Below are 15,291 nucleotides of genomic sequence, written 5' to 3'. Positions count from 1 at the left end.
CTTTTAAACCTTAGTATCCTCGTAACTCCAAACCCATTTAGTTTGGATATTGTTTCAGTTTTGAACGTGCTCCCGCTTAAGCATACATGCGAGCGAGAACACTGTAGGCAGAGATGAACCCGCGAAGCGAGTGTGATTTTTTAACTTGGAGTTTGAATGGTTGTCATTATAGCCCTCGAACCAACCCGATTATATCCTGGATGAATCGCAAACATAGCTTAAAAGTGAACCACTTCAGAAAATCAAATCAACCCACTCATAAACGCTGCTTTGCGCCAACCAAACAAAACATGCTCACCATACGGACGAGCAAGAAGGATTTTAGCCAACTCTTTAGATTCTCTCTGATCTAGCAGCTTCGTAATATTGTTCACGTCAGAAATATCTGCCATGCCACGATAGATAAGGTCGAGCTTGATAATCGGCAGCCCCATATGAATTAATGTGGTAGCATTCTGGTGAATCTGACTGTGTCGCATGAACAGTTCAACGGCGACAGCATGTAAGGCTTGGTTGAATTTTTCCTCGTCTATCTGGGAGAAATCCGCAAGCCTCTCTTGAATAACCTTTTGAATATCCTCAACTTTTGAAACAAACGCCATAGCATTAGCTTCAGCCAAACTGCTTTCTATCTTCATTTCAATATCTTGAGTCGGATAAACGCTGTGGAGCAAACTCCCTTCGAGATGTCCGAGTATTGACTTTAAATTTAAGCGCCGCGCCGGTGTCTCATTGCAGTTCCGTGCATTTTCTATGGAAAACTTCAGAAGCGAGAAGTCCTTTTTTGCTTCATCATGGAAGCGCACAGAACCGTAAAGGGCATCCATTTCATCCGGCGCAGAAAGACATCTTTTCAGCGTCTTCGACAGTTTCATCTCGCCGCGTTTTATTACGCGTGGGCGCACGTCTGTAAGACGATAGTTTCGCCAGTACTTTTGAAACTTCTCGGCACTCAGAATTGACTGGGACATAGCGATACAGAATGATCCCAGATGATACTCAATCTCGTAGTTTTCTGTCGCGCCGAGCACTTCGGTCTCAGACGTCATCATGTCGTTCAGAAATTTCGGCATCCGCTCTGCAGAAAAGAAGATGCTATCATTGATCATCAAAAGGCGCGGGCAAGTTTCATGCCATTTATTATTAAAAACATGGAGAAAACCAGTCTTGTAGCTCCCAAAATCACGCCCAAAATTAGGACGCTCAATGTAGCAGTCAATCAACTCCTTATATTCTGCAGGATTGCGGAGCTTAAGGGTATTAACAGCAAGAACATAGAGGCCTTCGGCTCGAGCCGCTTCAATAAGGCGAACAACATCAGGGCGTAACTCACCTTTTTCATAGAGAGCAAGCAACATAATGCGCTGGCCCGCATAGGGGGCTTCGAAATGCACACTCGGCTTTTTCCCTATGGTTCTCCAGCGTTGGCGCTCGGACTGAAACGTCACGATTGCTCGCGCGGCAGGGTAAAGTGTCAAGGTATGAAAGTAGCTTATAATGCGCTTGATCATTGGTCACTCAATAAGGGTTCACAGGTTGGCACCTTGCTTAAAGCCTGCGTACTGAGCAGGCAAGATAAAGGGCGACGGTTTCTAAGATAGTTTGGCGATACACGCCGGATCGATAGAGGGCGAGAAGTCTGCTCAACGGTCCACCATGTCGTGCCTTGGAAAAATGGCTCAATATATTTTGTGCTTCAGGCGTTAACCTTTGATGCGATGCTTGCAATGTTGAAATATTTATTTCGTTCCAACCAGCATATCGCCGCTCAGAGACTTGGCGGATGCGTTCAAGTTTACTCTGAAGGGACCGATTTGCCCCGATGGAATTGCCCTCATGCTGACGATAGTAGATCATGGGCTCTGGGTCGCGAATAACAACGCCACCGCACCCTGATATAATCTGGTAAATCCACCAGTCATGGACAACGATGGCGTCAGCTTCCTGTGCGGCAGCCTTTAATAATTTTATAGCGGGCGCGTTCAGCATCATTGTGTTGCCGCCGCCGATAGACTGAACGAGAGCGTTACCAAAGCTTGGGGCACGACGAAAAGTAGGGGACCTCTTTTTTATATTCCGTGCTTCGTCGTAAATATAGCTGCTGGCGGCATATAAAATCGGCGCACTACCCCTCATTGCGGCTTCGATTTTGGCTCGAGCCCGAGATAATTTTTGTGGCAGCCAAACATCATCCTGATCTGAAAAGGCAATAAATGACGTGGCCTCAGGCACCCTTGCAATCAAGGAGAGGAAATTCCGAGCATGGCCAGCCTGAGGACCTCGTAAAATCTGAACAGTATGATAGCCCTTTGTTTTCTCTTTAAAGCCTTCCAAGATCTTTAAAGTGCTATCCGTTGAGCCATCATCCGAGACTAATAAATCCCATTTGGAATCGCTCTGCGACAAGAAGCTGTTCAATTGTTCTTCGAGAAACTTGCCGCCATTAAACGTTGCCAATAGTATTAGGATACGATCACTATCACTCATCCCGATACTCTTCCTATTCGGGTGCATTCCTCTGTGCGTTTAGTCTTTTGCAAAGGGATCAGCAAGTCGGGCAAGCTGGATAGCCGCCCCGAATTCATGACTGAGGAAAAATTATCCTTTCTCAGTTTGTTTGGTGAGATTTTGTTCTGTATAGTCCATTAATCCCGTTTCCTTGAAGCAGACAGGCTTCTTAAAAATCCATTGTCCGGTCCAAAGATTTTTGTTAGTGCGCAATAGATAGACAGCACATTTTAGCATATTCGATGTCCCTTAATGAGCAGGCTAGGTTATGAAAATTTCATCCACATCCCTCTCTGGCGTTTATCTCATCACGCCTCCCCGGTTCGGAGACCACCGCGGTTTTTTCTCTGAAAGCTGGAATAAATCGAAACTTGAAGCGGAAGGTCTTGTCCTGCCTGAGTTTGTGCAGGACAATCATTCCCTGTCGCGTGAGGTCGGGACTGTGCGTGGATTGCATTTCCAAAGCCCGCCTCATGCCCAAGGCAAGCTGGTGCGCTGTGGTCGCGGGCGGATTTTTGATGTTGCGGTGGATGTGCGTGCAGGGTCCGATACCTATGGCCAGTGGGTCGGGGAAGAGCTGTCCTTTGAGAATGGTAAACAGCTCTGGATCCCGGCAGGTTTCCTGCACGGGTTCATGACGCTCGAACCTGACAGTGAAATTGTTTACAAATGCACGGATCATTACGCGCCCGAATGCGATGGATCGGTGAAATGGGACAGTTGCGGGATTGACTGGCCCTTAGACGGGATCACACCTGTGATCTCAGAGAAAGACGAAAAGGCGCAAAACTTTGCGGAGTTTGAAACGCCTTTCACAAAGGACGCGCTATGAAGCTTTTGGTGACGGGGGGCGCAGGGTTTATCGGCTCTGCTGTGGTGCGGCTTGCGGTCTCGCGCGGGCATGAGGTGGTGAATGTCGATGCGCTGACCTATGCGGCTTGTCTCGACAATGTGGCTTCTGTGTCCGATAGCCCGCTCTATGCGTTCGAACAGGTCGATATTCGGGATCGTGCTGGATTGGACACTGTTTTTGCGAAACACAAACCCGATGCGGTGATGCATCTGGCGGCCGAAAGCCATGTGGATCGCTCGATCGACGGGCCGGGAGATTTCATCGAGACCAATATCACCGGCACGTTCAACATGCTGGAGGCGGCGCGCAAATACTGGATGGAGAGCGGCAAGCCGGAGAGTTTCCGCTTTCATCATATTTCCACCGATGAAGTGTTCGGCTCTCTGCCCAATGATCCAAGCGTGCAATTCACCGAAGACACGCCGTATGACCCGCGCTCCCCGTATTCGGCCTCAAAAGCCAGCTCCGACCATCTGGTCCGCGCATGGCACGAGACCTACGGATTGCCGGTAGTGCTGACCAATTGCTCGAACAACTATGGTCCTTTCCATTTCCCCGAGAAACTGATCCCTGTGATCATCCTCAATGCGCTGGCGGGCAAGCCTCTGCCGATCTATGGCGATGGTTCGAACATCCGCGACTGGCTTTATGTCGAAGACCACGCAGACGCGCTTTTGCTAGTAGCGGAAAAGGGTTCCATCGGACGCAGCTACAACATCGGCGGCGAAAACGAGCGCACCAATCTCGAACTGGTCCAGACACTCTGTGCCATTCTGGACAAAAAACGACCTAAATCCAACGGAAGCTACGCGGATCAAATCACCTTCGTCACTGATCGTCCAGGCCACGATGCGCGCTATGCCATCGACCCCACGCGTATCCGCGAGGAACTTGGCTGGCGGCCTTCTGTGACGGTCGAAGAGGGGCTGGCGCAGACCGTGGACTGGTATCTCGACAATGAATCTTGGTGGCGGCCTCTGCAAGAACGGCACGGGGTTGGTGAACGGTTGGGGGTGAAGGCGTAATGTTAGTCTTCGGCGCAACCGGCCAAGTGGCCACGGAATTACAGCGCATCCTGCCAGAGGCGCAGTTTTTAGGCCGGGATAGGATCGATCTGACGACCCCCTCGGCTTGTCTCGCAGCGATCATGGATGCGCGCCCCAGTGCTGTAATCAATGCGGCCGCTTATACGGCGGTTGATAAGGCTGAGGACGAAGAAGGCATCGCCTCCTTGGTCAATGGAGAGGCGCCAACACAGATGGCGCGGGCCTGTGCTGAACTGGGCATTCCTTTTGTAAATATTTCGACTGATTACGTGTTCGATGGGTCTGGGGAGGCACCTTTTGCTCCAGACCATCCGACCGGACCTCTGGGTGCTTATGGACGCACCAAGTTGATTGGTGAAGAAGGTGTTGCGGCGGCGGGCGGAGCTTATGTAAACCTGCGCACCTCTTGGGTGTTTTCTGCTCATGGCAGCAATTTCGTGAAGACCATGCTGCGCCTGTCCGAGACACGCGACAAGCTCACGGTTGTGGCCGATCAGATCGGTGGTCCGACGCCAGCAAGGGATATTGCGAAAGCCTGTGTCGAGATCACGAAACAGCTTGAAAAAGACCCGAATAAGGCTGGAACCTATCATTTCTCCGGCGCACCGAATGTGAGTTGGGCCGATTTCGCTCGCGAGATATTTGCGCAGGTGGGTAAAGAAATGGTTGTTGAGGGCATTCCAACATCAGCCTATCCGACACCAGCCGCACGTCCTTCTAATAGCCGTCTGGATTGCAGCACAACAGAAGCGGCATTTGGCCTTAAACGCCCTCAATGGAAAGCCGGATTGGCCGAGGTTTTAAACGAATTGGACAACACATGACCGAGCGCAAAGGTATCATTCTTGCCGGCGGCTCTGGCACGCGGCTTTACCCGCTTACCATGGCCGTCTCCAAGCAGCTCATGCCCGTCTATGACAAGCCGATGATCTACTATCCGCTTACGGTATTGATGCTCACAGGCATTCGCGAAATTGCCATGATTACGACGTCGCAGGATCAGGAGCAATTCAAACGGCTCCTGGGGGATGGCAGCCAATGGGGCGTATCGCTTACCTATATCACTCAGCCCTCCCCAGACGGTCTAGCGCAGGCCTACATTCTCGCCGAAGACTTCCTCGATGGGGCGCCGTCTGCGATGGTGCTTGGGGACAATATTTTCTTTGGCCACGGTCTACCGGAAATGCTGTCTGCGGCTGATGCTAAGGACGTCGGAGGTACGGTATTCGGCTATCATGTGGCCGATCCCGAGCGTTACGGTGTGGTGAAGTTCGATGCAGATGGCACCGTTGAAGAGATCATTGAGAAGCCCGAAGTCCCCCCGTCAAACTACGCTGTCACAGGGCTCTATTTCCTCGACGGAGATGCGCCACGACGGGCTAAAGAGGTGAAGCCTTCGCCTCGAGGTGAATTGGAAATCGTGACGCTTTTGGAAAGCTATCTGACGGATGGCTCGCTCTCGGTCGAACGTATGGGGCGAGGCTACGCTTGGCTCGACACCGGCACGCATGGTTCGCTGCTGGATGCCGGGAACTTCGTACGCACCCTTTCGACACGTCAAGGCATGCAATCGGGATGCCCTGAAGAGATCGCCTATGACCAAGGCTGGATTGACGACGACAAAATGCATCGACACGCCGAGATGCTCAGGAAGACCGAATATGGGAAGTATTTGCGGAGTGTGATCAAAGAGAAAGTCGAGAAGGCTTAACATCCTCATACCCTACCTTCTTAGTGCTCTAATGAAATCTCAGGCGAACATACATACTCGCCTTCTTGCTTGCTCAAGACCGAACGGGAGAGCAAATTTACCCATTATTCGGTATAGAATATCTCTCGCTCTGAGGAAGGTGAAAGGAACTCGCTTCTGAGTGTTCGTACGATGCCTTCTTGAAGTGAAAACGGGGGGGAAAAGCTCTCAATCTGCTCTTTTGCCGAGGAAAAAACTGTTGAGGCACAAAACTTTTTCACTCGAATAGCACTTATGGGTAAATTTTTCCCAGTCATCAGGGTGAAACCGTCTGCTGCGCGCCCAAGCATTAAGCCCACCCATAGTGGTAGCCGCCATCCGACGTTATCACGGTCTTTCAATATGTTGCGCACTTGACGAACAAGCGTGTTCATATCCAGATCGGGCGTATCAACGTAGTTATAAACAGCGTATTTTTGGTCGGACTCAATACACTTTTCTAGAAAAGCGGCGACATTCCCAATGTATGCCATGGATTTTCGATTTGTCCCTGGGCCGATCATAATAAATCTACCAGAAGCTATCTGTTTGAAAAGATTATAAACATTCCCTCTATTGCCCTCACCAAAAATGACAGTCGGCCTCACAATGATCAGATTGTTGTCTGATGAGATCTGCCATTCACGGAACTTTTCTTCCGCTTCAAACTTGGTTTTTCCATAGTCATTAAATGGTCGAATAGCTCCATTTTCGCCAGTTCCTGGCTCCGCGAACCCATAAACCGCTACAGAACTCGTAAACACTATTTTTTTTATACCTTTCTCGGAACACACCTTCGCGACGTTTTCTGCACCTCCGACATTGGTCCGATGATATTCAAGCTTATCACGTATATCATCACGATGAACGGCAGCCAGATTGACGACAACGTCACCTGTAATGGCGTTCCTCATACTATTGATATTTCGTACATCCGCGATCTTAGATTTCTCGGGAAAACGCCAGCTCCTTTTTAAATCAATGATTTCAAAAGGAATATTTCGATCATATAAAATTTGACAAAAGTTGGTACCCACAAAGCCAGCGCCACCAATTATTGTTATTTTGGGAGGATATTTCACCAATAGATCCACCTTAACCATGAGCCCTAATCTTTGTAGCTATCGCCCTCCCCGAAATCCGTCCATACATAACCTGCAAAACTGAACCACGTCGGTTTTTGGGAGTATTATTGTCAATAGTTACGCGGCCTGGGCCTTGGTTTCCAGTGTTCTGGAACCCAAGGCCCTGCTTTAGCCGAGGATACTCGGCTTCTCCGCGCAATCCTGCTAAATTTTCTTCTCCGGATAAGTGATGCGAAGTTTGTCCCCGAAATTACAGACAAAAAAGAAGCACCCCGTATGGGGTGCCTCCAATCACATATTCAAACACGTTTGAGAATATAGACTTAGTTCGTAGAGGTCGTGCTGGTGGTCGTGGTGGTCGTGGTAGTCGTCGAGCCGCCTCCACTGCTCGCAACAGCTACAGCCCCAGCGACACCCGCCACGCCGAGACCGAGGCCAACAGTCGATAAGCCAATTGCCCCAATTCCCGGAAGGGCCAAACCAGCGGTAGCCGCTGCTGCGCCAACACCACCAGCGGCGGCACCAGCCGCACCCGCGCCAGCCCCTGCACTACCTGCAGCGGCGGTCGTCGTAGTGGTAGCGGTAGTAGTGCCGCCTGCCGTACTAGCAGCGGCACCACCAGTAGTTTGAGCATATGCGCCGTTTGTGGCAGCGAAACTAGCAGCAACGATTAGAAGGAATACAAATTTAGACATAGCGGCTCTCACAATCAGTAAGGTTACATCCCTTGAAGAAGAGACGTTGTTTCGGATTTAAAATCAAAATACGCGATTCACGGCGCAAATACATGAAAAAAATTAACCCTCCCCTACTTTCGTTTTATTTTACCAGTACTGCGCCATTTTTACGCAGTACTGGTAATAACGCTATTCGGAGCAATATTAGTTGATCGCCGAAACCCCTGACGTAATGAGCGAGGGTGTAATTTGGTTGATCACGCGATTCCATTTGGTAATCGGCTGCTCTGCAATGAAAATAATATCATTCGGCCGCAACTCAAAACGCGTAGCCAAGGTCAAAGCCGCTGCATTCTTTGTATTCAACTGCCATGCAGTCAGAGAGTCGAACTCCATCGGATCATCAGAGCCACGCAGCACATAAATATGACGAGGGTCTGCTGTTTTGACCGCAAGCCCACCACCGCCTTCATAAAGTGCATCTGCCAAGCTGGCTTGCCGCCCAAGAGGCAGAGGGAAACGTCCTTGTTGGTTCACCTCACCCGTAAGGTAGACATAATCACGATCAACAGCATCAAACTGAACTTGAGCTTGATAGTTACTGCGCGCTTCTGCCAATTGGTTGCGGCGCAAATTAACTTCTGCTTGCAGTTGCGACAGCGCTGCGGTGCGCGCATCTTGGCGATACTCGGCCAGCTGAATCTGCTGCTCAAAATACGCCGACGCCTGATCCAGCTGATAGGTATCGTCAACGAAAACACTATCACCGGGCAACAGCGGAATTTTCTGAATGCTGCTGTTCGAGTACAAAGTTTCAAGCGGCACCTGATAAATTGTCCCATCCCGATAGAGACGCACAGAGGTATAATCCATATTCGCCGCAGTTGTTCCGCCAGCTTGTGCCAAAGCCTCATCCAGATACAGCGGGGTCAGGGTCACAGGGATCACGCCTGGCTGAGAAACCGCGCCGCCGACAGACACTTTCTTCGAGTTGAACTCGGAGACTTCCAAACTGAAGGTCGGATCGATTTGTGCCGACACCAAACTTTGGAAAAGTGTGGCCTCCGCTTCTTCCAGCGTTAACCCCGCAATAGCTACACGCCCGACATCCGGAATGGCGATACTGCCATCATCTTGCACCGTATAACCCTGGCGACTGTTTTGAGCCGCAAGCAAGCCTGACAGTTCCTCGACAGATGATCCGGTCGGGGTCGCAAGCAAAACCACATCGCCAACGCCGATTTTATAAGGCTCAGGTGTCACGGCGGGCGGCAAGCGTGTTTCTAACGCATTAGGCCGAGTTTGGGCCGTATAGGCCGGTTCAGGGATCGCGCCTGTGCCACGCAGCCCGCCACCATACCCTGCAGTGGTTTTGAACACAGCAGGAATGTCCTTGGGATCATAGCTCGATCTATTGGCAACCAGCACGGATTGAGGCGTGACATCGATGACCCTAACTTTCGCCTCATCGGTAGAGCCGGAAACGACCTTTTGGCTATGGTAGACGGCACCACAGCCCGTAAGGGCAAGGCTCGTAATAAAGGCAATGGCTATACGCAACGCAAACAGTCCTTTTGCAACACGGTGTTCATTTCGTCATATCTAAGAATCGGCATCGTAGCCATGTAGTCTTCGGCTGGAAGCACCCATCCAGTCAAAACAACCGGCTATTCGGTATAATATTTGGCACCATAGCTTCCATAAGCCCCATAAGCTTCACCGTAACCATATTGCTTCATACCCTTCGGATCGATTTGATTGAGCACAAGCCCGCTTACTTTAACACCGACAGTTTCAAACATATGCAATGCATCACGAACCTGAGTTTTCGACGTGCGATCCCACAACACAGTAAAGAGGACGACATCGGCGTGCTGCGCAATCACACGCGCATCCGACACGACCAGAACAGGAGGCGTATCGATTATGACCATATCGTAGGCATCGCGGGCGGCTTGAATGAAGTCAGCAAAACGCCGAGAAGACACAATATCAGCAGCATTCACATTGCTGGGCTCGCTAGCCAAAATGTCAGCCCCCAGAATAGGGTCGTGAATTACAGCCTCTTCAAGAGAAATGTCGCCAGACAACACAGACATCAGACCCTTGGCATCTTTCACGTCCAGATACTGGGCAAACACCAAGCGTCGGATGTCACCCTCAACCAAAAGGACTTTTTTCCCGAGGCCAACAAGGTTTTGCGCCAAAGCGAACGACACAGTCGTTTTACCTTCACCCGGAAGAGATGAAGTCAACATAATCACTTTGGGTGTTTCATCCAGCCCAGAGAGCAAAACCGAGGTACGCAAATTGCGGATAGCTTCTGCAGCAGCTGAGGCAGGTTTTTCGACAAGATATTCCAAACCCTCTCGGCGATTGCTCGTTGGCAGCAATGGTATTTGCCCCATGACAGGCAGGCCTGTTTCCGCCTCAAGATCAGATGCCAGTCTGTATCCATTTTGGCGCATTTCCCAGATCAGCGCCAAACCACAGCCAACCATGGCACCTAGAATGATCGACATAGCAAGAATAAGCGACTTGCGCGGTTCGGAAGGTCCTTCAGGCAAAACAGCATTGGAGAGGATACGGCTGTCCGCCTGCTGAATACCCTCTTGGGCCGACGTTTCCTTCAGACGGCTCAGAAAATACTCATATAGCAAACGGCTAGCTTCTGCCTCGCGCGTGAGCTGTTGAAGCTGGATGAGCTCATCGCTTTGCCGCGCAATATCCGCTTCTCGTGTTTTAATGCTGGCCTCAAGAGACTGGACTTGTGCCTGCGTGCGCTGCACTTGAATAGAGGCCTGCGTGAGCAACTGCGCATAACGCATATCAAAAGCTTCCGCTTCACCATTCTCCCGGTAGACCGTTGTCAATCGGGGATCACCTGCAGCTTCGAGTTTTGCGTCGGCAGCCTCATGCGCTGCAGTGGTCAAGCGTTCCAAATGAGCTTTGTCATTCTCCAGCGCCAAGCGCATGGTGAGCAAGCGGTCGCGCTGCTCTTTCAATTGCCGTTCAAGGGCTTGAACAGTTTCAATGCTCACAACTTCTGAATTGGTGGAAAACTCTGAAACCCGAGATTCCGCTTGTTCAAGATCAGCTTTCAGGTCCGCAACCCGAGACGTAAGCCATTCAGACGCGTCTTTGGTAGCTTCGAACTTCACATCCATCTGATAGAGAATATATTGCTCTGCCATCGTATCGGCGAGCATCACAGATTTATTTGGGTCTTCCGTCTCCACGGTCACCTGCAACACATAGGTGTTAGGGACGTTTCGCACGAACATACGGTCAAGCATACCGTTGATTGCAGAAGTTAATTGCTCTGCCGGAGTTGGTGTCTCAAGCGGTTGTCCTGATAGAGCGCTCTTGATCTTGCTTTTCAGGCCAGGTGGCAACAAGGAGGGATTAAATTCCGGGTCTTCTAACAGGTTGGCCGAAGTCACAACGCGCTCAAGTAGGCGACGGCTCTTAAGAACTTCAACTTCGGTGTTGATCGCCTCCGAGTCCGTTCCCAGACTGGGCAAGACCGCACCAAGATCCAGTAGCTGCTCACCTGAAGTATCCAATACGATCACAGATGTTGCACGATACTTCGGCGTTGCAGCAACAAACGCATACAATGCACCAAACACAGCAAACGTTAAGATACTCGCGCAAATCCAAGTTTTTTTGCGCCACAATGTACTCAGCAAAGCGCCAAGATCAATAACGTCATCATCGGCCGTGGGGGCATTATATGTCATAAGGGCGTTGGGCACTGGCATCTCGGACAATAGATTTGCATTTCAGCTTTACGTACGGAAAAGACAAAGGCGTTACCATCAGTTTTCGTCATTTACCTGCCGCTTCCCATTTCTATGTGACAAATTATAGAGCAGATGTAACATCTACCGAAATATCCACAAAATATCCTACGTATTTGCGTATTTCTTATGCAGAAAATATTCTTTTGTCTATATAGTAATACTTAAGATGCAACCAAACCCCACTCTTCCCCCTTTTCTTTTCAAAAACGTAAAGAAGTATTTCAAATGGAAAGGTCCGCAAGTTATGTCTCCAAAAAAGATCAAAGGTATTGCATGGCCATTATGAAAACTTTCTATCATTCCTGTGTATATGCGACTTTGATGGCCAGTCCTGCAGCAGCACAAGACGTACAACTCCAATTCCCCGTCTCAATATATGGCACTCCCGGATATATAGATGTCCCTTCCGCAGAAATGTTTCCGGATGGTCAATTGCAACTCAGCTCAAGCTTTCGCAACGACACTCAATTCTATGCTCTCTCCTTTCAAATCACCCCGCGCCTTTTAGGGACGTTCCGCTATGCAATTGCACGCGGATTTGACGGCAACGGAAAAGGGGATCGCTTTGATCGAAGCTTCGACGTCAAATATCTGCTAGCCGACGAGACCAACTACTTGCCAGGAGTCGCTGTCGGTCTGCAAGACTTCGGTGGGACAGGCATTTATTCTTCTGAGTACGTCGTGGCGAGCAAACATTTCGCGGATGATCGCCTTGTGCTAAGCGGCGGTCTTGGCTGGGGGCGATTAGGGACCTACAATGGTTTCTCAAACCCTCTTTCGGCTTTGGGAGCCTCTTTTTCCGAGCGTAACTTGTCGGTCAAACCTGTGGAAGAGGCCGGGAAACTCTCAACTGGGGACTGGTTCTCAGGAGATGCGGCTTTTTTTGCTGCAGCATCATACCAGATCAACGATAGATTGCGTGTTGCCCTTGAATATTCATCTGACGCTTATGCAAATGAAGTTGAGCGTACGGAATTCAAGCATAAAACACCATTTAATGCAGCGCTATCTTACGGCTTCAAGAACGGCGCTGAATTCTCAGTTTATACCCTACATGGCTCCGAAATGGGCTTCATGGCCACCTTGCCAATCAATCCACAAAAACCTAAATTCACAAGCGGAATAGAAGAAGCCCCTCCAGCATTATTGCCGGCGCGCACAGCGGCATTGTCTTGGGATTCAAATAGCGTCCAAACAAAAGATAGCCCCCTCTTCGCTGCCCTGAAAGATCAAGGCATCACATTGGAAGGGATATCTATTGAAGGGGCAATTGCCACTGTTCGCATCAATAACGGGCGCTACCCGGCACAAGCGCAAGCATTAGGCCGCACAGCAAGAGTTTTAGCGAATAATCTGCCCAAAGAGATCAGCACTTTCCGTATAGAAAGCACAGCAAACGGAGTGACGACATCGCGTACCATCCTACGCAGAGCTGATCTCGAGGCATTGGAATATGATCTGGATGGCAGTTGGCGAACGTTTGCGCGCGCCAAAATCGAAGATGCGCCTAAGACACAAGCGACCTCAATCTCGGGCACATACCCTAAATTCGACTGGCGCGTGACCCCCTATCTCGAACCAGCCTTGTTCGACCCAGACAATCCAGTTCGTGCCGATTTCGGCATCCAGTTGGCGGCTTCCGTCACCCCGGTACGAGGGCTTGTTCTTTCGGGAGCAATCCGACAACCGCTCACCGGAAACCTTGACGAAAGCACTCGGTCCTCCAACTCGGCCCTCCCCCATGTTCGGACTGATAGTGTCGAATACGCCAAGCAATCCGATCTTGAGATCAAACACCTCACCGCAGAATATTTTTTCCGTCCCGGCAGAAATCTGTTTGGCCGCATAACCGCAGGCTATCTGGAAACCATGTATGGAGGGCTTTCAACAGAACTTCTTTGGAAACCCGTGAATAGCCCCCTCGCTCTCGGTACCGAAATTAACTATGCAAAGAAACGCGATTACGATCAGATGTTCGGCTTTCAGAGCTATGACATCGTAACCGGCCATGCCTCAGCATATTATGACCTTGGCAAAGGATATCTAGGCCAAGTGGATGTAGGCCGTTACCTTGCCGGCGATTACGGCGCGACATTCTCGCTTGATCGAGAATTTGATAATGGCTTTAGCGTTGGCGCCTTCTTCACTCTAACGGATGTATCCTTCGACGATTTTGGAGAAGGCTCGTTCGATAAGGGCATTCGGTTTAACATCCCGCTTGATTGGCTCACAGGAACAGCCACAAAAGGGGGCTACGGCACGACCATTCGCCCGGTACTGCGTGATGGCGGCGCACGACTGGACGTGCGGAATCGCCTTTATGGCGTTGTCAGGGGCACTCAGACCAATGAGTTGGAAAACCGTTGGGGAAAATTCTGGAGATGACCCATATGACATTACATGCCTTTGGCTCCATAGTTGCTTCTCTTGTTATTCTCGCAGGTTGTTCTTCGGACCCAAACCAGTCCGCCTTGCTTAAGCAAACCTTCAACAAATCTGCCCCGCTTGAGCCTAGCGCGACATTTTTAGCACTACAAAACTCAGGCGCTCCTACCTATGTGGCAGGGCTTCAGAACAAAAAAGATGCTTACACACTCTTTGTGCGCCAAACCGTCAATGCCAAGGACGAAGAAACCTGGATCTCTCCAGATCACTTATCTTTAGGCATGAAAAACGGCATGATCATTGCAACACGTGGCTTCGGAAATGACATCTATGCTGCAGATGTAGGCGGCACATTAAGCGCCTTGCAGAAAGATGATGAAGTTTCCATCACTGAGCATTTTATCACGCCTTTAAGTGGTTCAAGCCAAGTCGAACGCCTTGCCTTTCGTTGCCAGGTTACACATCAATCCCGCGAGCCAGTATCCTTAAGCGAGAGTTACACAGCTGACACAGACCTGTTTTATGAAACATGCCGAAACGGGCGAATGAACTTCCAGAACTTGTTTTGGGTAGAGCGGAAAACAAAACGAATTGTCCAATCGCGGCAGTGGATCAATGAAGAGACGGGCGAATTAGCACTTCGACTGATCGTAGAATAAGAGATAAAAAATGAAAGTAGCAGTTGCTGGGATCGGGTATGTCGGGATGTCGAATGCGGTTTTGCTGGCGCAGAACCACAAGGTCATGGCGGTGGATATTTCCGAGGAACGCGTGGCTTTGGTCAATGCGCGGAAGTCTCCGATTGTGGATGCCGAGCTTGAGGAGTTTCTGGCCCATAAGGAGCTGAACCTCACGGCGACGACAGATGCGGCGGCAGCCTACAAGGATGCGGATTTCGTGATCGTGGCGACGCCGACGAATTACGATGCCCAGACCAACTATTTCGACACATCCAGCGTGGAGCAGGTGATCCTCAAGGTGCTTGAGGGCAATGACACCGCGACCATCGTGGTGAAATCGACCATCCCTGTGGGCTTTATCAACCGTATTCGCGACGAGTTCGACACGGATCAGGTGATCTTCAGCCCCGAGTTCCTGCGCGAGGGCCGTGCGCTTTACGACAACCTGCACCCCAGCCGGATCATCGTTGGCGAGCGTTCCGAGCGGGCGCGTGTCTTTGCCGATCTGCTGCTCGAAGGGGC

The 15,291-nt window shown here is 50.3% G+C and carries 13 protein-coding genes; 7 read left to right on the top strand and 6 right to left on the bottom strand.

Annotation, left to right across the window (positions count from 1 at the left end; translation table 11 throughout):
* Window positions 1-242: 242 nt before the first annotated feature.
* Entirely contained in the window at window positions 243-1,511 is a 1,269-nt protein-coding gene (locus tag KO492_RS04090) for a rhamnan synthesis F family protein (protein ID WP_216043798.1), read from the bottom strand.
* A 37-nt stretch (window positions 1,512-1,548) separates the two neighbouring features.
* Entirely contained in the window at window positions 1,549-2,487 is a 939-nt protein-coding gene (locus tag KO492_RS04085) for a glycosyltransferase family 2 protein (protein ID WP_216043797.1), read from the bottom strand.
* Window positions 2,488-2,776: 289 nt separating this feature from the next.
* Here KO492_RS04085 and rfbC point away from each other — a divergent pair, with 289 nt between their 5' ends.
* The 4 genes from rfbC to rfbA are packed head-to-tail and all read left to right on the top strand — an operon-like array spanning window position 2,777 to window position 6,118.
* Complete coding sequence (rfbC, locus tag KO492_RS04080; RefSeq protein ID WP_216043796.1) at window positions 2,777-3,340, top strand: dTDP-4-dehydrorhamnose 3,5-epimerase; 564 nt, start codon at window positions 2,777-2,779, stop codon at window positions 3,338-3,340.
* Entirely contained in the window at window positions 3,337-4,386 is a 1,050-nt protein-coding gene (gene rfbB, locus KO492_RS04075; RefSeq protein ID WP_216043795.1) for a dTDP-glucose 4,6-dehydratase, read from the top strand. Before rfbC ends, rfbB begins: the two co-directional genes overlap by 4 nt.
* Window positions 4,386-5,231: a dTDP-4-dehydrorhamnose reductase gene (gene rfbD, locus KO492_RS04070; protein WP_216043794.1), complete on the top strand. Its 846-nt coding sequence runs from the start codon at window positions 4,386-4,388 to the stop codon at window positions 5,229-5,231. Before rfbB ends, rfbD begins: the two co-directional genes overlap by 1 nt.
* A complete protein-coding gene (gene rfbA, locus KO492_RS04065) occupies window positions 5,228-6,118 on the top strand; it encodes a glucose-1-phosphate thymidylyltransferase RfbA (protein WP_216043793.1) in 891 nt (296 codons plus the stop codon). The genes rfbD and rfbA overlap by 4 nt, the downstream gene beginning before the upstream one ends.
* Before the next feature lie 104 nt (window positions 6,119-6,222).
* Here rfbA and KO492_RS04060 read toward each other — a convergent pair whose 3' ends face one another.
* From KO492_RS04060 to KO492_RS04045, 4 genes are all read right to left on the bottom strand, one after another.
* Window positions 6,223-7,239 carry an NAD-dependent epimerase/dehydratase family protein gene (locus KO492_RS04060; RefSeq protein ID WP_216043792.1) on the bottom strand — a complete coding sequence of 339 codons (1,017 nt, stop codon included), beginning with the start codon at window positions 7,237-7,239 and terminating at the stop codon, window positions 6,223-6,225.
* 379 nt (window positions 7,240-7,618) lie between these two features.
* The gene (locus KO492_RS04055; RefSeq protein WP_216043791.1) at window positions 7,619-7,855 is read right to left on the bottom strand and encodes a hypothetical protein; all 237 of its coding nucleotides are present in this window, start codon (window positions 7,853-7,855) and stop codon (window positions 7,619-7,621) included.
* A 247-nt stretch (window positions 7,856-8,102) separates the two neighbouring features.
* The gene (locus KO492_RS04050) at window positions 8,103-9,458 is read right to left on the bottom strand and encodes a polysaccharide biosynthesis/export family protein (RefSeq protein WP_216043790.1); all 1,356 of its coding nucleotides are present in this window, start codon (window positions 9,456-9,458) and stop codon (window positions 8,103-8,105) included.
* A 107-nt stretch (window positions 9,459-9,565) separates the two neighbouring features.
* On the bottom strand, window positions 9,566-11,662 hold the full coding sequence (locus tag KO492_RS04045) for a GumC family protein (RefSeq protein WP_216043830.1): 2,097 nt from the start codon (window positions 11,660-11,662) through the stop codon (window positions 9,566-9,568).
* 315 nt (window positions 11,663-11,977) lie between these two features.
* Between KO492_RS04045 and KO492_RS04040 the strand changes: the two genes are divergently transcribed.
* From KO492_RS04040 to KO492_RS04030, 3 genes are all read left to right on the top strand, one after another.
* On the top strand, window positions 11,978-14,089 hold the full coding sequence (locus KO492_RS04040; RefSeq protein WP_216043789.1) for a YjbH domain-containing protein: 2,112 nt from the start codon (window positions 11,978-11,980) through the stop codon (window positions 14,087-14,089).
* Window positions 14,086-14,748, top strand: a complete 663-nt coding sequence (locus KO492_RS04035; RefSeq protein WP_216043788.1) for a YjbF family lipoprotein — start codon at window positions 14,086-14,088, stop codon at window positions 14,746-14,748. The genes KO492_RS04040 and KO492_RS04035 overlap by 4 nt, the downstream gene beginning before the upstream one ends.
* A 10-nt stretch (window positions 14,749-14,758) precedes the next feature.
* On the top strand, window positions 14,759-15,291 hold a 533-nt coding region (locus KO492_RS04030; protein ID WP_252735280.1), incomplete at its 3' end, for a 3-hydroxyacyl-CoA dehydrogenase NAD-binding domain-containing protein.

Source organism: Celeribacter halophilus (assembly GCF_018860305.1).
GTDB classification, from domain to species: Bacteria; Pseudomonadota; Alphaproteobacteria; order Rhodobacterales; family Rhodobacteraceae; genus Celeribacter; species Celeribacter halophilus_A.
This window is presented reverse-complemented; position numbering and strand designations above follow the sequence as displayed.

Coding starts and splice junctions, on each gene's coding strand:
- KO492_RS04090 (WP_216043798.1), bottom strand. CDS start 1,511: ATGATCAAGCGCATTATAAGCTACTTTCATACCTTGACACTTTACCCT.
- KO492_RS04040 (WP_216043789.1), top strand. CDS start 11,978: ATGGCCATTATGAAAACTTTCTATCATTCCTGTGTATATGCGACTTTG.
- KO492_RS04035 (WP_216043788.1), top strand. CDS start 14,086: ATGACCCATATGACATTACATGCCTTTGGCTCCATAGTTGCTTCTCTT.
- rfbA (WP_216043793.1), top strand. CDS start 5,228: ATGACCGAGCGCAAAGGTATCATTCTTGCCGGCGGCTCTGGCACGCGG.
- KO492_RS04060 (WP_216043792.1), bottom strand. CDS start 7,239: ATGGTTAAGGTGGATCTATTGGTGAAATATCCTCCCAAAATAACAATA.
- rfbB (WP_216043795.1), top strand. CDS start 3,337: ATGAAGCTTTTGGTGACGGGGGGCGCAGGGTTTATCGGCTCTGCTGTG.
- KO492_RS04045 (WP_216043830.1), bottom strand. CDS start 11,662: ATGCCAGTGCCCAACGCCCTTATGACATATAATGCCCCCACGGCCGAT.
- KO492_RS04055 (WP_216043791.1), bottom strand. CDS start 7,855: ATGCTCAAACTACTGGTGGTGCCGCTGCTAGTACGGCAGGCGGCACTA.
- KO492_RS04085 (WP_216043797.1), bottom strand. CDS start 2,487: ATGAGTGATAGTGATCGTATCCTAATACTATTGGCAACGTTTAATGGC.
- rfbD (WP_216043794.1), top strand. CDS start 4,386: ATGTTAGTCTTCGGCGCAACCGGCCAAGTGGCCACGGAATTACAGCGC.
- rfbC (WP_216043796.1), top strand. CDS start 2,777: ATGAAAATTTCATCCACATCCCTCTCTGGCGTTTATCTCATCACGCCT.